General features: G+C 57.7%; 21 protein-coding genes. 6 read left to right on the top strand and 15 right to left on the bottom strand.

The window, feature by feature from the left end; all coding sequences use genetic code 11:
- Positions 1 to 40: 40 nt before the first annotated feature.
- Positions 41 to 946, bottom strand: coding sequence for a nitrogen assimilation transcriptional regulator NAC (gene nac / locus RS75_RS10695; protein ID WP_045020147.1), 906 nt, complete (start codon positions 944 to 946; stop codon positions 41 to 43).
- Between the two features lie 211 nt (positions 947 to 1,157).
- On the opposite strand from nac, the gene RS75_RS10690 reads away from it, so the two are divergent.
- From RS75_RS10690 to RS75_RS10665, 6 genes are all read left to right on the top strand, one after another.
- A complete protein-coding gene (locus RS75_RS10690; RefSeq protein ID WP_045020146.1) occupies positions 1,158 to 1,937 on the top strand; it encodes an SDR family oxidoreductase in 780 nt (259 codons plus the stop codon).
- The gene (locus RS75_RS10685; RefSeq protein WP_045020143.1) at positions 1,934 to 2,641 is read left to right on the top strand and encodes an amino acid ABC transporter permease; all 708 of its coding nucleotides are present in this window, start codon (positions 1,934 to 1,936) and stop codon (positions 2,639 to 2,641) included. Before RS75_RS10690 ends, RS75_RS10685 begins: the two co-directional genes overlap by 4 nt.
- Positions 2,638 to 3,408: an amino acid ABC transporter permease gene (locus tag RS75_RS10680; RefSeq protein ID WP_045020141.1), complete on the top strand. Its 771-nt coding sequence runs from the start codon at positions 2,638 to 2,640 to the stop codon at positions 3,406 to 3,408. Before RS75_RS10685 ends, RS75_RS10680 begins: the two co-directional genes overlap by 4 nt.
- Entirely contained in the window at positions 3,405 to 4,166 is a 762-nt protein-coding gene (locus RS75_RS10675) for an amino acid ABC transporter ATP-binding protein (RefSeq protein WP_045020139.1), read from the top strand. The genes RS75_RS10680 and RS75_RS10675 overlap by 4 nt, the downstream gene beginning before the upstream one ends.
- Positions 4,167 to 4,197: 31 nt before the next feature.
- The gene (locus RS75_RS10670) at positions 4,198 to 5,034 is read left to right on the top strand and encodes an ABC transporter substrate-binding protein (protein WP_045020137.1); all 837 of its coding nucleotides are present in this window, start codon (positions 4,198 to 4,200) and stop codon (positions 5,032 to 5,034) included.
- A 101-nt stretch (positions 5,035 to 5,135) separates the two neighbouring features.
- The gene (locus RS75_RS10665) at positions 5,136 to 5,810 is read left to right on the top strand and encodes a 4-carboxy-4-hydroxy-2-oxoadipate aldolase/oxaloacetate decarboxylase (RefSeq protein WP_045020135.1); all 675 of its coding nucleotides are present in this window, start codon (positions 5,136 to 5,138) and stop codon (positions 5,808 to 5,810) included.
- Positions 5,811 to 6,153: 343 nt separating this feature from the next.
- Here the strand turns inward: RS75_RS10665 and RS75_RS10660 are convergent, their stop codons facing one another.
- From RS75_RS10660 to RS75_RS10595, 14 genes are all read right to left on the bottom strand, one after another.
- Positions 6,154 to 7,035, bottom strand: a complete 882-nt coding sequence (locus tag RS75_RS10660) for a carbohydrate ABC transporter permease (RefSeq protein ID WP_084686755.1) — start codon at positions 7,033 to 7,035, stop codon at positions 6,154 to 6,156.
- Positions 7,032 to 8,120 carry a carbohydrate ABC transporter permease gene (locus tag RS75_RS10655; RefSeq protein WP_045020133.1) on the bottom strand — a complete coding sequence of 363 codons (1,089 nt, stop codon included), beginning with the start codon at positions 8,118 to 8,120 and terminating at the stop codon, positions 7,032 to 7,034. The genes RS75_RS10660 and RS75_RS10655 overlap by 4 nt, the downstream gene beginning before the upstream one ends.
- Before the next feature lie 12 nt (positions 8,121 to 8,132).
- Entirely contained in the window at positions 8,133 to 9,401 is a 1,269-nt protein-coding gene (locus RS75_RS10650; RefSeq protein ID WP_045020130.1) for a sugar ABC transporter substrate-binding protein, read from the bottom strand.
- Positions 9,402 to 9,592: 191 nt separating this feature from the next.
- Entirely contained in the window at positions 9,593 to 10,747 is a 1,155-nt protein-coding gene (locus RS75_RS10645; protein ID WP_045020127.1) for an iron-containing alcohol dehydrogenase, read from the bottom strand.
- A gap of 12 nt (positions 10,748 to 10,759) precedes the next feature.
- Positions 10,760 to 12,499 carry a nitrilase-related carbon-nitrogen hydrolase gene (locus tag RS75_RS10640; protein WP_045020125.1) on the bottom strand — a complete coding sequence of 580 codons (1,740 nt, stop codon included), beginning with the start codon at positions 12,497 to 12,499 and terminating at the stop codon, positions 10,760 to 10,762.
- 40 nt (positions 12,500 to 12,539) lie between these two features.
- Complete coding sequence (gene urtE / locus RS75_RS10635; protein WP_045020123.1) at positions 12,540 to 13,235, bottom strand: urea ABC transporter ATP-binding subunit UrtE; 696 nt, start codon at positions 13,233 to 13,235, stop codon at positions 12,540 to 12,542.
- Positions 13,235 to 13,984 (bottom strand): urea ABC transporter ATP-binding protein UrtD, encoded by a 750-nt coding sequence (urtD, locus tag RS75_RS10630; RefSeq protein WP_045020121.1) that lies wholly within the window; start codon positions 13,982 to 13,984, stop codon positions 13,235 to 13,237. The genes urtE and urtD overlap by 1 nt, the downstream gene beginning before the upstream one ends.
- Positions 13,981 to 15,126, bottom strand: a complete 1,146-nt coding sequence (gene urtC / locus RS75_RS10625; protein WP_045020119.1) for an urea ABC transporter permease subunit UrtC — start codon at positions 15,124 to 15,126, stop codon at positions 13,981 to 13,983. Before urtC ends, urtD begins: the two co-directional genes overlap by 4 nt.
- Before the next feature lies 1 nt (position 15,127).
- Complete coding sequence (gene urtB / locus RS75_RS10620) at positions 15,128 to 16,021, bottom strand: urea ABC transporter permease subunit UrtB (protein ID WP_045020225.1); 894 nt, start codon at positions 16,019 to 16,021, stop codon at positions 15,128 to 15,130.
- A gap of 153 nt (positions 16,022 to 16,174) precedes the next feature.
- On the bottom strand, positions 16,175 to 17,425 hold the full coding sequence (locus tag RS75_RS10615; protein WP_045020117.1) for a transporter substrate-binding domain-containing protein: 1,251 nt from the start codon (positions 17,423 to 17,425) through the stop codon (positions 16,175 to 16,177).
- A 250-nt stretch (positions 17,426 to 17,675) separates the two neighbouring features.
- Entirely contained in the window at positions 17,676 to 18,284 is a 609-nt protein-coding gene (locus tag RS75_RS10610; protein ID WP_045020115.1) for an ANTAR domain-containing response regulator, read from the bottom strand.
- A gap of 12 nt (positions 18,285 to 18,296) precedes the next feature.
- On the bottom strand, positions 18,297 to 19,448 hold the full coding sequence (locus tag RS75_RS10605) for a transporter substrate-binding domain-containing protein (protein ID WP_045020113.1): 1,152 nt from the start codon (positions 19,446 to 19,448) through the stop codon (positions 18,297 to 18,299).
- Positions 19,449 to 19,646: 198 nt separating this feature from the next.
- Positions 19,647 to 20,960 (bottom strand): aspartate aminotransferase family protein, encoded by a 1,314-nt coding sequence (locus RS75_RS10600; protein WP_045020111.1) that lies wholly within the window; start codon positions 20,958 to 20,960, stop codon positions 19,647 to 19,649.
- A gap of 3 nt (positions 20,961 to 20,963) precedes the next feature.
- A complete protein-coding gene (locus RS75_RS10595; protein ID WP_045020109.1) occupies positions 20,964 to 22,013 on the bottom strand; it encodes a phosphotransferase in 1,050 nt (349 codons plus the stop codon).
- Positions 22,014 to 22,195 lie beyond the last annotated feature (182 nt).

The raw sequence follows: 22,195 nt of genomic DNA, 5'->3' as shown, positions 1-22,195 counted from the left end.
GACACGATCCTTTGGCCCGGCTGCCGGGCCGAAGGATACTCTAGAGTTTCAATTTTTCCGTCAGCTCCACGAGGATATCCTTGACGGCAAACGCCGGCTCCGACAGCGAGTTCTGGTCGGACATGCAGAGGGACAGGGTTTCTTCGATCCGTGGAGACAGTAGCCGGCAAATAAGCGGCTCCCCCGTTTCCGAGACGATCCGGTTGGCAATGGCTTTTGGCATGATGGTTGCGCCGAGACCACTGGCGACGGCGCGGGCAAGGGTCCTGACGATTTCCACTTCCGCGACGACCTTGAGATTGATCCGGCTGCGGGTAAATGCCGTGTCTACAGCGCGCCTGACAAAATTATACGCGGGTGGCATCAGCATGGGCATGCCGTCCAGCGCGGCAATCGGTACCGGTTTTGAATCCGCTTCGATTGCGAAATCGCGATGTGCGACAAGATAAAACTCTTCGCTGAGCATGGGCTCGAATTTTACGCCCTTGATTGGTCCGACGCCGTGGATCAATGCCAGTTCCAGACGTCCATTCATGATCATCTGGCTATAGGTTTGTCCGACACTTTCCGTCAGATGGATCAATATCCCCGGATGTCGCTTTCGCGTTTCCGCCAACAGCTCCACGGAAAGCGTTGCAGCGCTGCTGAATGGGACCAGACCGACAGAGACGCGTCCCGCAAGTGAGTTACCTGCCGCCGATACGTCGACCTGCGCCTGTTCCATCTGGCGCAATATGATCTGTGCGTGGCGGTAAACTGCATGCCCCGCATCCGTCATCGTCACGCCTTGCTGGCTGCGGATGAGCAATTTCTGGCCGAAATGATCTTCAAGCGCGGCTAGTTGCTGGCTGAGTGCCGGTTGCGCCAGATGCAGAATATCTGCGGCGCGCGTGATGCTGCCACTGTCTACGATGACGATGAATGATTTGAGACGTCTTATATCCATGCTTGGGGCAGCTTACAGGCTCGCACAGGTTTTGCAATCTGGGCACCAGAGCGGAACTCTCCCGCCCGGGATAAGAATATCCCGGAATCGCGTGTCTAATCGCCCGTTTGCGGGTCTCCATAAAACTTACTTATTACTCCAAAAGTAATCGGTCTTAGGCAAGCACGGAAAGCTTCGCTAGTGTTCAAGGTAACAAAAAAAGGGGATCAGAATGCCATTCTCCGATTACAAGACCGCTTTGGTCACCGGTGCTTCATCCGGTATCGGTGCCGCTGTCGTTGAGCGGTTTTGCCGCGAAAACATCGAAGTCCATGCGGTTGCCCGCAGCGCTGGCGCCCTGAATGAACTTGCCGAACGCACCGGCTGTATACCGCACGCCATTGACGTTACGGATCGCGCTGCAATTGCCGATCTCGCAAAAACGGTGCAGTTCGACATTCTCGTGAATAATGCCGGCGTCGACAGGCCGAAGAAGTTCCTTCAGGCGGATGCGGAGGATATCGACCTGTTGATCGATGTGAATCTCCGTGCCGTTCTCCACATCTGCCGCCTGATTGTTCCGGGCATGGTGGAGCGTGATCGCGGCCACGTCGTCAATATCTCGTCCATCGCCGGAAACTATAATTTCGGCGGCAACTCGACCTATCATGCCGTTAAAGCTGGTGTTGCCATGCTGTCGAACCAGTTGAGGCTGGACGCATTTGGCAGACGGGTCCGCGTAACGGAGATTTGCCCCGGCCGGGTGGCGACGGATATCTTCAATCACGTTCATGGCAACGACCCGAGCGTGCGCGAGCGCTTCATCGACGGTTTCGAGTTGCCGAAAGCGGAAGATATTGCCGAGGCGATTGCCTTTGCCATTGCAGCGCCGGTTTCCATGAATATCGGGCATATGGAAATCACCCCGACATTGCAGGTTATGGGCGGACTTCAGACGGCCAAACCGCAGACTTCGGCGGAGGCTGACGCACCGAAGGAACAAAAGCCGTGAGCGGTTTCGACCTGTCGGCAATCCTGAGCAACCCGCAATATATTGCAATGCTGTGGCACGGATTGCAGATGACTTTCGTCATCTTTATCGGGTCCTGGTCTCTCGCCATGACGCTTGCGCTGGTCCTGTTATGCGTGCGGTTTTCATCGTCCCGTTTTGCTGATCGCGCCGTGGCGGCCTATGTTTCCTACCACCGCAATGTGCCGACGCTTGTGCAATTGATGTTGTGGTATTTCGGGATATTCACTCTCCTGCCGTCAGGTTTGACGGACTGGCTGATTGCTCACAATGCCGAAGCAATCTTTGCCGTGGTCGGTCTCGGGCTCTGTCAGGCAGCCTATTTCAGTGAGGATCTGCGTTCAGGCCTGCGCTCCGTCAGCCCCGGCCAGATGGAAGCGGCGAAGGCATTGGGGCACGGTTATCTCTCCGCGATGCGCTTCATCATCATGCCGCAAGGCGTGCGCAATGCCCTGCCACCGCTCATCAATCACAGTGTTTCCCTGTTCAAAAACAGCAGCCTCGCCCTCATTATCGGGGCTTCCGAATTGACCCATGCCATCAAGGAAATTGAAAATCTCAGCTTCCAGACCTTCGAGATCTATCTTGTCGGAACCGTTCTGTACCTGTTCTTCTCGCTGTTGATCATGGGTGCCGGTGCTTATCTTTCGATGCGCCTCGATCCAGCGTGGAGGGCACGCGCATGATCGGCGATATGATCACCATCGTTCATGACAACTGGTTGCTGCTGTTGATCGGGCAATATCCGAACGGCCCGCTTGGCGGTCTTGCGAACACGATCATCCTGTCTGCCCTTGCCATCGCACTGGCCTTTCCGGTCAGCATCCTTATGGCAATGGCGCGCCTGTCCAAATGGCGGTTCCTGCGGTGGCCGGTAACGGGGCTGGTCTATGTCACGCGCGGCGTGCCGTTGCTCATGCTCATCCTGTGGAGTTATTTCCTCGTGCCCCTCTGGACCGGGGCGGATGTGCCAAGCTTCGTCATCATGTTGACGACACTTGTCATCTATCAGGGCGCATTTCTCAGCGAAGTCGTAAGAGCAGGCATTGTCGCTCTCGGTGCCGGGCAGATGGATGCGGCAAGGGCGCTTGGCCATAGCTACATCAGTGCAATGCGCTTCATCATCTTGCCGCAGGCGCTTTTCAACATGATCCCGAGCATGATCTCGACATTTGTCGCCACGATCAAGGATACGACGCTCGGTTACGTCATCAACGTACCTGACCTCACCTTCGCGGCAAGTCAGGTCAATAACCAGCTTCTGACCCAGCCCTTCCAGGTCTTCCTCATCCTCGCGGTTGTCTACTACGCCATTTGCTGGAGCTTGACGTATCTCGCAAATGCCGTCGAGCGGCGTATCGCCAAACGCCGTGCCGGTGTGGTCAGTCGCCCTCAACAGGCCCCGCAACAGGCATTGCAGGCGCAGGCGAAAATCATAACGGAGCAGCCATGACAATCACGGCATCATCGACACAGCAGACCATCCGTATTTCCAATGTCTGCAAGAGTTATGGCGACTACGAGGTTTTGAAGAATGTCGACGCCGAAGTTGCGCGGGGCGAGGTTATCGTCATCTGTGGCCCTTCCGGCTCCGGTAAATCGACATTGATCCGTACCGTCAATCGTCTCGAAGAGATCAACAGCGGATCCATCACGCTCGATGGGCAGGATATTCACGCCGCAACCAAAACGAGAGAACTCAACCTTCTGCGCAGCAGGGTGGGTTTTGTGTTCCAGAATTTCAATCTCTTCCCGCACCTGTCCGTTGTCGAAAATGTTACGATTTCACCGATCCGGGTAAAAGGCGTCGCGCCTGATGTTGCTCGACAGAAGGCTTTGAAGCTTCTGGATCGGGTAGGCCTCTCCGACAAGGCCGGCGCCTATCCGGGGCAATTGTCCGGCGGTCAGCAACAACGCGTGGCGATTGCGCGTGCACTGGCCATGGAACCGCCCGTTATGTTGTTCGATGAACCGACAAGCGCTCTCGACCCGGAAATGGTTGGCGAAGTGCTGGCCGTTATGAAGGGGCTCGCCGCGGAGGGTATGACCATGCTTTGCGTGACCCACGAAATGGGCTTTGCCCGTGAAGTTGCCGACCGCATCTGGTTCATCGATGCCGGTGAAATTCTTGAAAAAGCGACGCCGGAAGAGTTTTTCACAGCACCACGCCATCCGCGCGCGCAGCGGTTCCTTTCCGATCTGCGCCACTGATACCAATCAAATCATAAGAGGAGAACCAACAATGAACTGGAAATGCTTGACACTTGCCGTTGCACTGGCCGGAACCGCTCTCGCTTCACCAGCGGCGGCTGATCAACTCGATACGATCATGGCGAACAAGGTGCTACGCTGCGCAACCTTCGCTGATGTGGTGCCATTTGCGGCACCCGATACGAAGACCCGTGAAATGGCCGGCTTTGACGTTGATCTTTGCAATGCGATTGCCAAGGAACTGGGCGTGAAGGCCGAAGTCAAACCGGTGTCGGTGGAAGCCCGTGTGCCGGAAGTCAAGCTTGGCCGCGTCGATATCACCGTCGCCAATCTCGCCTACACACAAAGCCGCGCCGAGCAGATTCAGTTCAGCGATCCCTACTATCTCGCCAAGGAAATGCTGATCGTGCCGGTTGATGATGCCGGCAAGAAGAAGTCGGATTACGAAGGCCAGCGTGTCGCCTCCACCAAGGGCTCGACCTCTGAAATGTCTATCAAGCTCAACAAGTCCGAGCCGCTGACCTTCCAGGATACTGCGTCTGCCTATCTTGCCGTTCAGCAGGGCAAGGCGCGGGGTATGGTGGCCAACACCATGACCACCACCAAGTTCGTCAATGAATCTAAGACCAAGGGCAAACCGATGCGCATGATCGAGGAGCCTATGCTCTATCAGCCGATCGGTATCGGCATGGCAAAGGACAATCCTGCCCTGACAGCGAAGATCAATGAAGTGCTGCGCACACTCGACGCCTCCGGCGAGATAAACAAAATCTGGGACAAGTGGCTTGGCCCGAATACCGAATACAAAATGACCCGTACGGACAAGGTGGTCCCGCTTTCCGAGCTGAAATTCGACCCGATCCCCTGATTCCGCCGGGCTTCAAGCCACGGAAGCGATTGAAATATAACAATTAAACTCAATGCGAGTGGCGGGACGTTCCCGCCGCCAGCCTTACCGTGGGAGGTTTTATGATCCACATCAAAGATATAGCAGAACGGCCAAGCAAGGCAGACATCGAAGCTCTTTCGAAGTTTTCGCCGGCAACCATCCACGAGGCACAGGGTCGAAGGGGCGCACTTTCCTCCCGCATCAAGCCTGTCGACTACCGCATGAAACTGTGTGGTCCCGCCTTTACCGTCAAATGCGCGCCGCGTGACAATATCATGTTGCAGCTGGCCATTAATTACGCCAAGCCCGGCGACATCATCGTGGTTTCGGCTGGTGAATACGAAGAGGCGGGTTCCTTTGGGGACGTGCTGGCAAATGCTTGCCTTGCAAAGGGGATCGGTGGTCTGGTGACGGATACCGGTGTGCGCGACACCTTGCAGCTTAGAGACCTCGGCTTCCCTGTGTTCTCGTTCAGCGTCTGCATCAAGGGTACCGTCAAGGAAACGATTGCCGCAGTAAACGATACGATCATCATCGGCGATGAGATCGTCAATCCCGGCGACATCATTGTTGGTGATGCAGACGGTTTGGTGGTTGTGCGTCGTGCAGAAGCTCAGGAATCGGCCCGTCTCTCGCAAATTCGCGAAGATGCCGAAGCGGGCTTCATCGAAGCTTACAAGCAGGGCAAATCCGTTATCGAAGTCAGTAATTTGGAGCCTGTCCTGAAGGCAAAGGGGCTTGTCGTTGATATCTGATTTTGGCGTGGTGCAGCGAAACGCGTAGGGTGTTTCGGGAACGTTGAGGCCGACCATTCAGTCCGTTCGGGGCAGCGAATTTCACAAGTCTCTGTGCGCAGGCCCCCCGCAACCAAATATACAACGATTGACAAAGGGTTCCGGGGGAAACTCGGAGCCCTTTTGGCGTTCGGCATCCGGGTCGATCTCGGCGGAGGTACCGGAAAACTCAAACCAAAACGGTTCAAATCAAAGATCATTGGAAACAAATCTACTGTTTCCACTCTGCCACCACGATCAGAAATCGAAAACACAGCTCGCAACCCGTTCCCGATTCGGCTCTCACCCTGTGCAGGGCGAGGCGTTATCCCTTTATCCCGCTCGCCGCGATACTGGAGATGAACAGCCTCTGCAGGCAGAGATAAAAGATCAGCATCGGCAGCGTGATGATGGTGAGATAAGCCATGACTTCACCCCAGGGCGTGTTGAGCTGGAAGAAGTACTGCAACCCTACCATCACAGGCCTGTATGTCTCGGATTGGGTGACGAGAAGCGGCCATAGATACTGCTGGCTGTACATGACGAGAAATTTCAAGATCGCGGCGGTTGCGATGACCGGGCCGCTGAGCGGCATCACCACCTGCGCGTAAATCAGCAGCCAGCTGGCCCCGTCGATGCGCGCCGCCTCCAGCAATTCCTTCGGCAGATCCTTGAAATATTGCACGAAGAGGAAAATCGTCAGCCCGTCTGCGATCCATGGAATGATCTGCACATGCCAGGAATTCAGCCATCCCCAGGTAAACCCGTCGCTGCCGATCCATGGCAGATTGTTGACTTCCAGCAGTAGCGGCACGGCAATGGTTTCAAAGGGAATGATGAGCGTGGCGAGGATGATCGAGAAGAGAACATCCTTTCCGCGCCAGTTCAAAAAGGTGAAGGCGAAGGCGGCAAGCGAACCCAGCAGCAAGGCGAGAAACACGGTAACGCCCGTTACCAGAACCGAATTGAATATGAACGTTGCAATCGGCGCCCGGGCGAAAGCCGCGGCGTAGTTTTCGAGTGAGAGATTTCCCACCGGCAGGAACGCGCGTATCGACGCGGCATCACTCAACAACTGGTCGTTCGGTTTTAGCGACGAGAACCCCATGAACAACAGCGGCAAAATGAAGATCGCCGCGAAGGCGACCATGAGGACGTAGTTGCCGATGAGAAAAGCGAGGCTCCTGCGTTGTCCGGCCTGCATCATTGCTTCTCCCTTGTCAGGTATCGCTGTATCAGCGAAATGCATAGAACAAGCAGGAACAGCACGACAGAGATTGCGGAACCTGCGGCAATGTCCTGCTGGCGGTATCCGCGCTCAACTGCCTGATAGACGATGCTCTGGGTAGAATCGCGCGGCCCGCCTTTGGTCATCACATCGATCTGCGCAAAAAGCGCAAAAGCCTGCATGGTAATGACAATGATAATGAGCACCGCGGTGTTGCGCAGCAGCGGCCAGGTTATCATGCTGAATTTCTGCCAGCGGTTCGCTCCTTCGACGTCAGCTGCCTCGTAAAGATCAGGGGAGATGGTTTGCAGGCCGGAAAGCCATATGACCATGTGGAAACCGACGCCCTGCCAAACCGACATCACCAGGATGGCCCATAGAGCGGTATCGGTTCTGCCCAACCAGTCGATGGGCTGGAACAGCCCGAAGCTCATGTAACTCAAAAGGCTGTTGAGCAGCCCGTTATCCGCCGCATAGATAAACCGCCACAGAAGCGCCACCACCACCACCGATAGCACCACCGGCATGAAATAGATCGCGCGGAAAATCGTGACGCCGGGGACCTTCTGGTTCACCAACAGGGCAAGAAACAGCGCCAGCGCAGCCTGAACCGGCGCAACGACGACCACGAAGGAAAGCGTGTTGACGAGCGCCGTTAAAAATACGACGTCGCTCGCTAGAATGACGACCTGGTTCTCGCCCCAGGTGAAGCTCTTATATTCCCGCATTCCTTCCAGGTGTGGATAGTCGGGGTTGTTACGCGTGAAACTGCGAATTCTCGGATAGGAGATGGCGCCATCCGCATCGCGCTTGATGCTCCCATCCGCCTCCTTCTCCGGCTCGAGCGTCAGCACTCCGACACCCAGCAGCCGGGTATAGTTTTCAATGCCGACAAACTCGGTCGGATTGGGAGATGTCAGCCGCTGGTTGGTGAAGGAAAAACCGAGCCCCAGCAAAAAGGGTGTGATCAGGAACAGCCCGATCAGCACCATCGCCGGCGCAGCCATGAACCAACCCGTGAGACTGTTCCGGGTCAGCTTTCCCCGCGAAGAAAAGAGCGTCATCGATCCGTACCCCTATTTGGGTTGGTAGCCGGAATTGCGCTCTATGTTGTTGTTTATCTCGTCCGTTGCGTTGTCCAGTGTATCGGCAACGTCCGCGCCGTTGGCAATATCGGAAACAGCCTTGGAAAAGACCGGCGACATGAAGGCGTAAGCGGGGGTCACCGGACGCAACGTTCCCTGGCGCTTGGACAGTTCGAAGAAAACTTCAAGCGGGCCGCCCTGCTTGTAGTTCTTCGTCATCTGGGCAGCCGAGGACGTGGCCGGGATAAGGCCGATCGCATCCGAGAACTGCGCGAGATATTTGTCCTGTATGGCGAATTCGATGAAGGCGGATGCGCCTTCCGGATGCTTGCTGGTGGCCGATACGCCAAACTGCCAGGATCCGGCACCGATCTTCGGACCCTGCCCGAAATCAGGCGCAGGCAGGAACAGCAGATCGTCTCCGTATTTCTCCAGAGCCTTCACCGCAACCCAGTTGCCCATCCATTGCAAGGCATGGCGACCTTCCAGAAAGCCGGTTTCATGGTCGGCAGGTGATTGCGATGTTCCGGGCGCAAGCTTTTTCTCGAACAAGGATTGCCACCATTCGCCGAACTTGACGGCATTGTCTCCGTTGAGAAAGTTCTCGGCGGTTTGATAACCTTCCTTGTCGATCAAGCTGCCGCCGAAGCTTTCCAGAAACGGGCTGAAAGCATAGCTGTACCATTCGGTTTTATCGGCCATGCCAAGGTCGATCGCATATTCGAATTTGCCGCTGGCAGCGAGTTTCTCGAGAGCTGCATTGAACTCCTCACCGGTCCACGGCTGGTCAAGCGTTGGAATGCGAATACCGTTTTCATCGAGAACAGATTTGCGGGCGAACACTGCTACGGCGGCGTCCCACAGGCCGACCGAATAGAGCTTGTCTCCCCACCTGCCCACCGCACCGGGCAGGAAATTCGCAAGCTTTGCCTCATCGATCTTCAGTGGTTGCAGATAACCGGACCATGCCCAGTTCGGCATGTTCGGCCCGTCGACATCGAGAATGTCGGGCAGCTTGTTGGAAAGCGCAGCGGCGGTGACGGATTCGTTATATGCATTTTGCGGGAATTCCTGAAGCGAGACCCGCCAGTCTGACTGAGACGAATTGAAGTCGTCGATGATGCCGGCCAGAATTTTGCGTTCTTCCACGTTGCCCGCACCGTGATACCACATCGTCAAGTCGGTCTGTGCCAGTGCGACGGTTGAAAAAAGCATGGACAGGGCAGCGGCTGCCCCCACGAGAGTGGCTTTGATGGTCATAGATGGTCCTCCTCCTGACGAAGGGTAACTTCAACATCTACGGATTGTTCCGAAGAAAATTCGCATTCTGGCGCTGCCTCTTTCTTCGGCTGTAGCCTGCGCCAGGGAAGACGCGAGGGTTGTGGCGGCACAGTTAGCTTCAGGTTGAGGTGATTGTCACGTCAGACGCAAACCTAGCATCTAGCACCTGTCTACCAAGCGGCTTCGTAGATACCGGCAGCATCCGACAGGGACACCGGGCGCGGATTGTTGACGAGCAGGCGGGTCTGTTCCATCGCGCTTTGCGCCAGCAGAGGAAGCCCTTCCCTGGGAATTCCGACATCCCGTAGACGCACGGGCAGGTTCAGGCGCATAGGGAGCATCGCTAACCCTTCGATAAAACCGGAAAGCCGCTCGGCCTGACCGGCAGGCTCAAGGTGAGGAAAGATGCAAGGTGCCAGTTCGGCATAAGCATCGCCACATTCGCTCGCATTGAAGCGCAGGACATGCGGTAGGACAAGACTGTTGGAAAGGCCGTGCGGGACATGATAATGGCCACCGATCGGATAGGCGAGCGCATGGACGGCGGCGACCGGCGAATTGGCAAAGGCCTGGCCGGCGAGCATCGCGCCTAGCAACATCGCTTGCCTGGCGGCCAGATCGGTTCCGGTCTTGACGGCGATCTCGATATTCGCCCCGAGAAGCCGAAGAGCCTCCTTGGCAAGGGTACGCGAAACCGGATTGTTGTTTGCACTTGCGGAGGTGAAAGCCTCGATGGCGTGCACCATGGCGTCAATCCCCGTTGCAGCCGTCACGGCCGGAGGAAGACCGATTGTCAGGTTTGCGTCGAGAAGGGCCGCGTCCGGTAGCAGGATCGGCGATACGACGCCCTTTTTCTGATGTGCGCCTGTGGTCACGATGGAAATCGGTGTGACTTCTGATCCGGTGCCTGCCGTAGTGGGCACAAGCACCAGCGGCAGACGCTGTCCGGTCACATTGCCAACCCCGTAAATATTGCCAAGCGCTTCGCCGCTTTTGGCCAGAAGCGCCACCAGCTTCGCGACATCGAGCGATGAGCCGCCCCCAATACCAAGTACACCCGTGGCTCCAAAACCGACCGCCTGCGCCACAGCCGCATGAACGATTGCTTCCGGCGGATCGGCGACGACGCCGGTGAAGATAGATATTTCGGCGCCGCCTCCCGAAAGGCTGGTGATGGCCGGCTGCACCAGCCCCGCCTTGACGACCCCTTCGTCCGAAATCACCAGAATACGCGACCCGAGCCGGGTCTTCAGTTCCGAAAGCCTTGCGATGCAGCCCGGTCCGGCAATTATCTGCGGGGCGGTTGCAAATGTGAATGCATACATCGTGCTAGTCTCTCATTGATGCCACTTGACCAGCGGCTGATAGTGATGCGGTTGGCGCATGACGACAAGGTCCTTTCTCCGAACAATATTTGTCGGATAGGGCGTATCGAGATTGGTGGTGTCGACGGTTGCCGCAGCAATCCCGTCTTCGTCCAGGATCGCCGATTCCTGGCGCGGAAAGGCAAAGGAATCCGGTCCGAACACCGCACTCTTGCCGAGGTATCCCCGCGCCGCATCCAGCACATTGGCGAAGGCGAAATAGACGTTGTTTTCGCCGCCGCGCACGCGCAACGCATGCCAGTGATAGGGGTCTGCGCCTTTCGGGATCGGATAGTTGTGCGGGATTTTCGTGCCGGCGTGACCGCCGGTGAACATACCGGCGATCGCGGAGGGGCAGGCGACCAGATCGCATCCCATCAACGAGAGCGAACGGATGGCTTCCGGATAGAGCGCGTCGTGGCCAATCGCCAGGCCGACGCGGCCAATGGCAAGATCGTAGACTTTCCATTCGTCGCCAGCCGTCGCCCAGCTATCGGCAATCCCAAGATGTGTCTTGCGGTAGCTGCCCACAAGTCCCTCGGGGCCTGCAAGGATCGCGCTGTTATAGACCTTGTCTCCATCCGCCTCGGCAAATCCGGCGACAAGATGGAAGCCGAGCTTCATTGCCAGACGAACGAAGGCCGATACCGTCGGGCCAGAGAGCGGCTCCGCCCGGCTTTGCGGCGCGTCCAGTCCGGTCAGCGACAGTTCCGGAAAAACCAGAATGTCCGGCGCTGATGTCTCCTTCGCCTCGGTTGCCAGCTTGGTAATGCGGGCAATGTTGTCGGAGATGACAGAGGACGGGGCGAACTGGGCAACGGCGGCACGCGATGCGCGTCCGCCTGGGATGGGCTGATAGCCATAGAGGCGGAAGTAGTCGCCCGGATTCCAGGTGAAACTGTTGGTCATCATGTTCATGTAGAGCTCTGGTCGGCGGGACTTGAACACCGGCTCGCACAAGACCTCGCGGCGGCGGGCGCGTGCAAGATCGACCGTGCCATAGGCAATTCCGTCGCCTGTATCGATTGACGCGGCGATCGTTCCGTCGGGCTCGATCAGGCAGCTTCCCCCGGAAAACTGCACGGTTCTCTCCAATCCCCACCGATTGCTTTCGATGACATAGCACGCATTTTCGAAGGCGCGGTTGATCCAGTAGGGTGCTGGCGTGCGCTCCTGTAGCCAGTTGGAAATGTGGCAGATGATGTCGGCACCGGCCAGAGCCTCCAGCCGTGCTGTCTCGAAGAAGTGCAGATCCATGCAGACCAGCATCGATATCCGGCCGATCTCCGTTTCGAACACGTCGTGGACGATATCGCCGTTGGCGGCCCATTTCGGTTCGGCGATATAGGGATGCGACTTGCGGTGCCTGCCGACGACGCCCTCAGGGCCAATCAGGACGGCGGTATTATAATAGAGATCGCTCGCCGGGTCGACTTCCGGCATGCCGACGACAATGTAGCAGTGGTGTCTGCTGGCAATGGCCTGGAAGACATCGGTGGTTGGTCCGGGGATAGTCTCGACGAAAGGTTTCACTTCCGCTCTGTCAAACCAGCAATAGCCGGTCGTGCCCATTTCAGGCGTGACGATCAGGCGCGCACCTGCCGCCGCCGCTTCCTCGCAAAGGGCTGCCAGCCGACCGATATTGCGTGCCTTTTCAAACATGGTCGGTTCGAACTGGATGGCGGCGGCGGTGTAGCTCTGTATCAATGTCATGGTTTTTCCATTGTCTCTATTGAAAGGGTATCCGGCTGTCTCAAAGAGCCATATGCCGATGAACAAGAGCGTCGGACAGCGTGTCGATCGCGCCAGCCGCAACGACGCTTCCCTTCTCCAGCATTGCGAACTGGTGAGACGCATGCCGCGCAAATGCGACGTTTTGCTCAACGAGGACGATCGTAATGCCGATCTCTCGATTGAGCCGGATGATGATCTTTTCAATCTCCTCGACGATGGAGGGCTGAATGCCTTCGTTGGGTTCGTCGAGAAGCAGCACTTTTGGATCCGAGGCCAGGGCGCGGGCGATGGCAAGCTGCTGTTGCTGGCCGCCCGAAAGCACGCCGCCCGGTCGATCGAGATTGGCCATCAGGTAAGGAAAAAGTTCCGGCACCAGCGCTGGAATTTCGCGTTTGCGATCGGCACGCGCAAAGGCGCCCATCAGGATGTTCTCGCGGATGGTAAAGTCCGGAATGATCTCCCTGCCCTGGGGGACATAGGCGATCCCGGCCCGTGCCCGCATATGCGTCGGGGAGGAGGCGATGTCCGTTCCCTGCAGGCGCATTTCGCCCGTCATGCGGTCGGTCAGCGCCATCAGGGTTTTCAACAGCGTCGTTTTCCCGGTGCCGTTGCGGCCGAGAATGCTCGTCACCTTGCCGGCCGGAATATCGAGCGTGACGCCGTGCAGGATATGGCTGCGGCCATAATAGCTGTGCACGTCTTTCAATGACAGCATCAGGATATTCCTTTCGAACCGAGATAGGCTGCACGGACGTTAGGATTGCGCTCGATATCTTCGACGCTTCCCTCCGCCAGAACCTCCCCGAGATGGAGAACGGTGATGTGCTCGGCGATTTCGCGGACGAACCCCATGTCGTGTTCGACGACGAGGATCGTATGGCGACCTTTGAGGTTGTTGATGATCTCTGCGGTCTTGCGGGTCTCCGCCTGGGTCATGCCAGCCGTTGGCTCGTCGAGCAGAACCACCTTGGGATCCTGGACAATAAGCATGCCCAGCTCCAGCCACTGTGTCTGGCCGTGACTGAGATAGGCGGCCATCGTGTTCTGCTCGGCTTCGAGGCCCGTTAGTGCCAGAACGTCGTCCACGCGCCTTGCCTCGGCCCGCGAAAACCCAAACCGGAGATTGGCAAGCACGGAAGGGTTGCGGCAATTGGCGACCTCCAGGTTCTGACGCACCGTCAGATCACGAAAGACGCTGGGGATCTGGAATTTCCGGCCAATTCCGGCGCGTGCGATTCTGTGTTCTGGCCAGTTGGTGATGTCGGTGTCGTAGACGAAGACCTTGCCCTGCGTACTGTGGGTCTTGCCGCTGACGAGATCCATCAAGGTCGTCTTGCCGGCGCCGTTTGCGCCGAGCAGCACACGCAGCTCGCCATCAAAGACGGTGATGCTGACGTTGTTGACGGCTCTGAAACCGCCGAAATCGACGCTGAGACCGTCGATGGTCAATGCGATCGCACTCATATCACAATGCCTCGCTTTTGTTGCTGCAACGATGAAGATGCCGCACCTGGTTTGAGCCGGCGGATAAACTGCCGCAGCACATCATGTGCAAGACCCCCAAGACCACGTGGCATGAACAGAACGACGAGGACGAAGATGAGGCCGATGATCGCTTTCCACGCCTCGACCAGTGCTTCGGTCTCGCTGACTTCAGCCTCGATCATGTTGATCAGGATCGCGCCGATGCAGGCGCCAAGCAGGGAGGAACGGCCGCCGACGGCAGCCCAGACGACCATCGTCACCGAGAAGGACAGATCCATGAACGTCGGAGAGGCAAACTCCGCGACGACCACGTAGAGCATGCCGGCAACGCCGGCTATCCCCGCCGAAATGGCAAAGAAGAACACCTGGTAGAGGGAGACGTCGAAGCCGAGATAGCGGGCGCGAACATGATCGTCGCGGATTGCCTGCAGGATGAGGCCCGCACGGGTTTCCACCACAACACGGGCACCGATGAGTGTCAGCGACAGGCACACGGCGCATAGATAATAGGTCGCCCGGCTGTAGGGGTCGAATTCGATGCCGCCGATCGTCAGCCATCCAAGATCCGTCAGGCCGTTGAAGCCGTTTGTCACCGGTTGCGCATCGACCATGATGAGACGCACGAGCAGAACAAGCGCCAGCGTGATGATCGAGACGAACACGCCGGAAATGCGCTTGCGGAAAACCAGCATACCGAGTGCGCCGGCAATCACCACTGGAAGCATGATGCCGAGCACGAGACCCACCGACTGGCTTTGAAAGGGAAGCCAGAGGAAGGAGCCCTTGTTGATGCAGCACAGTTCCGTCGGTGCGCCGGGCTCGGCATTCCAGAGCATGAAATCCGGAACAGGTTTGTCAGAGCCCTGTTGCAGACTGGTCAGGCTCGACAGCTTCAGCGACATGGCGAGCATGTAAGCGCCCAGGCCGAAAAACAGTCCCTGGCCGAGATTTAGGATGCCTGCATAGCCCCATGTGAGCGCGATGGCGACGCCGAGCATGCCGTAGACAAGATATTTCGAAATGCGGTTCAGCCAGAACTCGTCACCGAAGACGGGTGCTGCAAAGATCAGCGCGATGAATATGACATAGGCGGCGATCTGGAATTTTCGTTCGATGCTCATGTCAGCGTCCCTTGAATGAGAACAGCCCGCTGGGCTTGACGAGAATGACGAGGATGACGACCCCGAAAACGACGGCGCGTGCCAGAATGTCGTTGGTCCCGATGGCGACCAGCGCATTGATTTCGCCCAGAAGCCCTGAAGACAGGATGGTCCCGAAAAGGCTGCCGACCCCGCCGGTGACGACCACCATGAAACCGTCGACGACCATGGTCGTGCCCATGTCGGGAAAGACGGTCTTGAAGCCGGACATCATGACGCCGGCGACACCGGCAAGACCAGAACCGAAAGCAAACGTCATGGCGTTGACGCGTTTCACGTCGATGCCGCAGGCCGCAGCCATTTTCGGATTTCGGATGATGGCGCGCACCTGCATGCCCGCCGTCGTCCGGTAGAGAATGAACCATGTCATAAGCGTCAGCGCTGCCGTAACCGCGATGGTGAAGGTGCGGTACGCGTTGATGTCCGCTCCCGCGAACCTGAACGTACCTTGCAGAAACGAAGGCACCGCGACATTCTGCAGTCCTGCTCCAAGGCCTTCGATATGAATGCCGAAAAAAGACAAGCCGAATTCGAGCCTTACCGCCTGCTGTAAAAGGATGGCGATGCCCCATGTTGCGAGAAGCGTGTCCAGCAGGCGACCGTAGAGCCACCTTACGACCACCCGTTCGATCGTCAGGCCGAGCAACGCCGTCACGATGAAAGCCAGCGGTATTGCAAGCAAAAGGCTTGTTTTTAGCCAAATGCCCGAGAGGACTGCGACGTAAGCGCCGATCATCACCATTTCGCCGTGGGCCATGTTGATGACGCCCATGGCGCCGTAGGTGATGGCGAGGCCAAGTGCCACCAGAAGAAGGATCGAGCCGAGACTGAGACCGATAAAGAGAATGTCGAGCATAACGCCACCGTTGGTGAAAATGCCGGGCCAGGCTTGTTCCTGCTCCTTGCCGATCCCCGAAGCGGATCGGCGCTGCGCACAGGAAAAGCGCAGACCCGTCTTGCCGAGACATGGTCCCGCCACACATGGATGGCGGGACGACGCGGGGAGGGGTCAGCCCTTGAGCTTCGCTGCGTCGAGACCCTTGCCGGTGCAGAACAGATTGCTTTCCGTTTCACCATAGGCCGAATAGGGCAGCGGCTTGATCGGCGCGGGGTAGGCGTTGACCACCTTGCTCTGGCCGTCCGGCTGCCATTGCCCGATCCGGGGCGTCAGCCAGCAATGCAGGTTGTCGGGGTCTGTGGTCACCTTACCGCCAGGTGCGTCATAGGTCTGGCCGCGAATGCCAGCCCGGATTGCGTCGGCTGACAGGTCGCCGGATTTTTCGACCGCCTGCTTCCACAGGAATACCTGGAAATAGGCGGCTTCGAGCGAGTGATATGTCACGGCTTTTGGATCGTTGACGAACGTCCTGAAGCGGTCGATGAAGCTCTTGTTGGTGGGCGTTTCGATCGACATGAAATAGGGGAAAGAGGTGTAGCTGCCGGCAGCATATTCGGCGCCCATCGCTGCGATCTCGATTTCGGACGTAACCGTGGCGCAGATCGGGATAACCTCCTGCGACAGCCCCTGGTTCTTGAACTCGCGGTAAAAGGCGATGATCGAGTCGCCGACCACATTGGACAAGACCACGTCAGCGCCGGATTCCTTGATCTTGCTGACCATGACGGCCCATTCCGAGTGGCCGAGCTCCAGATATTCGTCCGCCACCCATTCTGCGCCGGCCGCCTCGATCAGTTTTTTGGAAACCTTGGCCATCTCGCGCGGATAGACATAGTTCGAGCCGACGATGAAGAACTTCTTCTTGCCCAGCTTCTCGACGATCCAGGGAATGTAGTTGGAGAGTTGCTGGTTCGGAACGGCGCCGGAATAGACGACATTGCGCGAGCATTCGAAGCCTTCGTAGTGCGTCTGGTAAAACAGCATTGCGCCGCGCCGTTCGAAGATGGGCAGTACGGCCTTGCGGCTGGCAGATGTGTGGCAGCCGAATACAGTGGAAATTTTGTCCTTGAGGATCAGCTTCGACGCCTTTTCACTAAAGGTCTTCGGATCGGAAGCTCCGTCTTCCACCACCACTTCGACCTGGCGGCCGAGAACGCCGCCCGCCGCGTTGATTTCGGCCACGGCCATCATGACCCCGTTGGCCAGAAGCTTTTCGGCGACCGAAAGCCCACCCGTCTGGGAGTAGAGCGCACCGACCTTGATGGCATCGGCTGCAAAGGCCCGGCTGCCCAGAGCCGGCAGGGTGAGTGCGGCGGAAGCGGTGGCTGCGGTTTTCAGAAATTCTCGTCTGTTGAACACCATCTTGGTTCCCCTTTTTTTGATTGGCGCACGCGGCGGCACTGCCTGACTCGATGGTGAGGCTTTCGTGCCGAAAATTTGGTTGGAGGGCTGACGTCACTGTCAGCAGACAACAAAAAACCCGCGAGGCTTTTCACAGCCTGCGGGCACCCTTGCCATCACCGCATCACGGCCAAGCCGCGTGCAACAGCGGCACATGGCTTCGCGAAGCGAAGGGATGTGCCGGAGGTGTTTATTTGAAACACATGAAAAACTAATCATGTTTTTGGGACGGGCGCAAGAGCTGTTCCGCGTTGATAATCGAATTGGCGATTTCATCGATCGGCACACGCCGGGCCATCGCCTGCTCACGCATTTCGCGATACGCCTCATTCTCGCTGGTGCCGCGATTGGCCATCAGAATGGCCTTGGCTCGGGCAAGCTTCTGGTCGCCCAATACCTTGCGCTTATATTTGCGCGCCTCCTTGACGAGCTTCTGACGCTCCAACCAGAGGCTGCGGGCGATGGCGAGATTGGTCAGCAAACCGAACGGTTTGATCGGCCTCTCGACAATGGCGAGCGCGCCGCTTTCCAGAACGATCTGCAATGTGGAGGGGTTTTCGTAACCGACAATGGCGAGCATGGTCGGAGCAGGATTGGGGAGACACTTCAGCAGGCGTTCGATTTCCGGTCGCGCCTCATCTTCCATGGCGAGAAAGACGACATCCGTGCCGTGCGGCAACTCGGCAGGTACCGGCCATAGGCAACTGACCGTGCAACCGATACGGCGCAGGTGATCGATCAGGAACTCTCCTTCGGATGTCCGGGGATGGATGACCAAAACCTTGAGGTCCCGCAAATCTCTGAGAAGGGCGAAAGACATCGTCGCTCCCTCTCAGACCTGAACACGATGTGGGAAGGTCTGCGTCAGGTCCGGGCGATATTCGCGCATGAACGGATCTGGCGCGACGCGCAACGACGGATCATAGACGATGTCATAGCCGCCTTGCGCATTCACCCTTGCCACTCTTGGCCACAGATGCGTGTGGTTTGTCAGGCGGTCTATCTTCACAGCGCCCTGCGGGGCGTCGTACTCGACCTCATAGAGGGCCGGCAGAAGCTGCTCAAGCCCGTCGCCACCGGCGCGCTGCAACGCCGCCGCATAGAGATAAACCTGGAAATAGGCAGCTTCGGCCGGAGCAGTAGGCAGCATCTGCAGGCCGTATCGCTGTTGGTAAGCCGAAACGAAGGCGCGGGCGCGGGGTGTATCCAGAGAGGCGAAAAAGGGGGCCGCGGTGATATGTCCCTCGGCCACCTCCGGCCGCATGCGGATCACGTCGGCCTCGCTTGTCGATTGACTCGCGATCGGCATCATCGCTGCATCGAACCCCGCCTCCTTGAACGCCGTGTAGAAGGGAATGATACCATCGCCAACGATCGTCGAATAGATGACGTCCGGCCGTGCCGCGCGGATGTGCCGGATGATCTTGGCGACGTCCTCGGTCTTGAGATTCAGCGGAACATACATCTCGTCCAGAACCTGTCCGCCCACTTGAAGAAAGAGGTCGCTGATCGTCCGGTTCGATTCATAAGGATAGACGTAGTTCGAACCCACGAGAAAAACTCGTTTTCCATAATGCTTGATGAGGAAGTCGACCAATTGGACGGAGTTTTGGTTAGGGGCTGCGCCTGTGTAGATACAGTTCCGGGAATATTCGAAACCCTCGTACAGCGTTGGATAGAACAACAATGCATTACGGGCCTCGATGACAGGCAGAACAGCTTTGCGGGTGCTCGACATATGGCAACCGAAAACGACCCGGATCCGATCTTCGTCGCAAAGCTTGACCGCAAGCTCCTTATAGAGATTAGGAGTTGATTGCGGATCGTAGGCGACGGGTTCGATCGCCCGGCCAAGCACGCCGCCCGCCGCATTGATTTCGTCGATCGCCAGCAAGCTTGCGGCCCTCTGGGTTTTTTCCACGGCTCCGGTCACGCCCGTTTCGGAGAACAGCACACCGACCCGCCAGCTTTTTGAATTCATCATCGCCACCCAAAAAATAAAAAAGCTCCCGCCCGTTTCCGGTCGAGAGCTACCCTGCTCATGGAATATCAGCGACCCATTGGGGCCTGCCAGCGGATACTGGCAGTTTCTTTGTCCGGTGACAATAGCATGTCGAGGGCGCGCCATTCGCTGTCATTTTGCTTCGCCGTTTACACCCGGAAAACGGGGTTGCCGCTGCCATCAGCGCCCAGTCTTCAGTGTGTCGTCCAAAGCTTCCAGCAGCATATCGGCGTTCTCGCGTGAGAAAACGAGTGGAGGTCGGATTTTCAGGATGTTGGCATTGGGGCCGGAGGCGCTGATGAGAATACGGCGATCACGAAGACCGTTTACGATACGGGCCGTCAAGGCAGCATCCGGACGCTTTGTGGCTGGTTCATCGACAATCTCTACGCCGATGAATAGACCAGAGCCGCGCACGTCACCGATTGCCGGGTGAGAGAGACTTCTCAGGCCGTCCATCAAGTAGCGTCCGACCTCGAGCGCATTTTGCTGCAGGCCTTCGATGCGGATCGTGTCAAGCACGGCCTTGCCGGCGGCTGCGGCCACCGGATTGCCGCCGAAGGTGTTGAAATACCGCGCGCGCGGACCGAATTCGGCGATGACCTCCGGGCGCAGCACGATGCCCGCCATCGGATAGCCGTTGCCCATGGGCTTGCCGATCGTCACCATGTCGGGTGAAACGCCGTGGCGCTCGAACCCCCACATTGTTTCACCGGTACGGCCGAAGCCGGGTTGCACTTCGTCGGCGATGAAGAGGCCTCCGGCCTCGTGGATCGCATCCACCGCGGGTTTGAGAAACCCCTTCGGCCCGGCGAAAATGCCATCGCTTGAGAATATCGTGTCGACGATCAGCATGGCTGGCTTGATGCCGTGGCGCTTAAGGTCGGCGATGGCTGCACGCACGTCGCGACCGAACTTTTCCATCATCTCGTCGGGCGAATGGCGATAGCTGTCCGGAGCTGGAATTGTCCGCACATGGGCCCCGAGCGTTACGGATTCACCGAGCGAGGGAGAAAACTCCGCCACAGCGCTTGTCAGCCCATGATAGGCAAGCTCCGTGGCGATAATGCCGGTCCCGCCGGTGACAAAACGGGCGATCCGAAATGCCAGGTCGTTTGCTTCGCTGCCTGTGCAGGTAAACATGGCCTGACTGAGCGTTTCGGGGAATGTCGCCGTCAGCGTTTCGGCATATTCGACAATGCCTTCGTGCAGGTAACGTGTGTGGGTGTTGAGGATCGCGGTCTGCTTCGTGACCGCTTCCACAACGCGCAGGTGGCAATGTCCGAGCGACGCGACGTTGTTGTAGGCGTCGAGATATTTTTCACCGGCACTGTCATAGAGGAAGACGCCTTCGCCGCGCACGAGGTGAAGCGGCTTTTCGTAAAAGAGACGGTAGGCAGGCCCCAGTACCTTTTCACGACGAGCGATCAGCGCGCGTTCGGTTTCATCCAGCCGTTCGAAGTCTTCGTGCGAGAAAGCATTTACCATCGACATGATTCAAGCCTCGGAAAGGTTCGGCACGAGCGTTTTCAGCTGTGCGGGTGTTAAATCGGAGATGTTGAGGATGCCCTGCCAGGCAGAGGCGTGGTTGCGCATGATATAGCTGGCGTTCTCGGGCACCCGTGCCGAGCGCCATTCGGCAATGATGATCGACATCGCAAGCCGGGCCCGGATCAGCGCCGGCAGAAGCTCCAGTTCGGCGGGTTCAAGCGTGCGTGCAGAACGATAACCCTCCAGAAAGGCACCAATCCGCGCAGCCCAATTGTCCGTTGCCAGATGATAGGAAAGCGCCACCGCAAGATCGTTGACGAGTGGCGCATGCACCATGTCGCCGAAGTCGATGATGCCCACGATCTCGGTCTGCCTGTCCGGGTTGAGCAATATATTGTGCGGATTGAAGTCGTTATGGATGATCTGGCGACGCCCAAGCCCGTTGATCGCGGAGGTTGCGCGCTCGAATTCGCGCAGTATCGCCTCCACCCGTGCGCGACGCTCCGGCGCGACATGGTCGATAACGCTGGCGAGATCGAGCGTGTGGGAAATGTCCCACATCAGCTTTCCGGCCGGCGGACGTCCATTGTAGTCTTCAAGGCCAACCCCGAGTGCGGCCAATGCCCGGCCGACATTCCGGCTCTGCGCTTCGCAGTTTTGCGTGCGGTACTGCAATTCGCCGCGAAGGAAGGTCAGCAGGCGCATGGTGCGCGGACCGTCAGACGTTTCCAGCGTGTGGCTCCGTTCGCCGCTATTCGTGAAGACAAGCCGTGGTACGGGAACGGTTGGTGCGGCTGATGCCAGATGCAAGAGTGCACCATCCTGAAAATCGAGCGCAAGCGGATCTTCTGCCGGGTTGGCGATCTTGAGGACGAACTCGGTTCCGTCGTCGCGCGTAAACAGAAAGGTCTCGTCGCGCTCGCTGGAAAGCCGCTTTGCAGTGCCGGAAAAGCCATAGATATCCCGGACCGTGGCCTCTGCATCGGCCAGTCCCGTCACATTCCATGTCGCCAGCATGGAGTCTGTTTTTTCGATGGCAGTCGATGGCTTCGTCATGCGTCCTCCATTACGCGCGATTCTCTACGTCTCACTCTGTCGCCGCTGCTTTCATCGGCTTGTGCTGCCTATGGAAACTTGTTTTCCCAGTCGCACGTCCGTGCCTTGTCCATCACAAATATCACCGAAGTGAAAAACGAAGCTTGCAACCTGCAAAATAAGATGCATCAAGTATCTTATTG

It is taken from the genome of Rhizobium nepotum 39/7, assembly GCF_000949865.1.
In the GTDB taxonomy this organism is placed as follows: Bacteria; Pseudomonadota; Alphaproteobacteria; order Rhizobiales; family Rhizobiaceae; genus Agrobacterium; species Agrobacterium nepotum.
The sequence above is the reverse complement of the archived record's forward strand: the minus strand, read 5'-3'. Positions and strand labels throughout refer to the sequence as shown.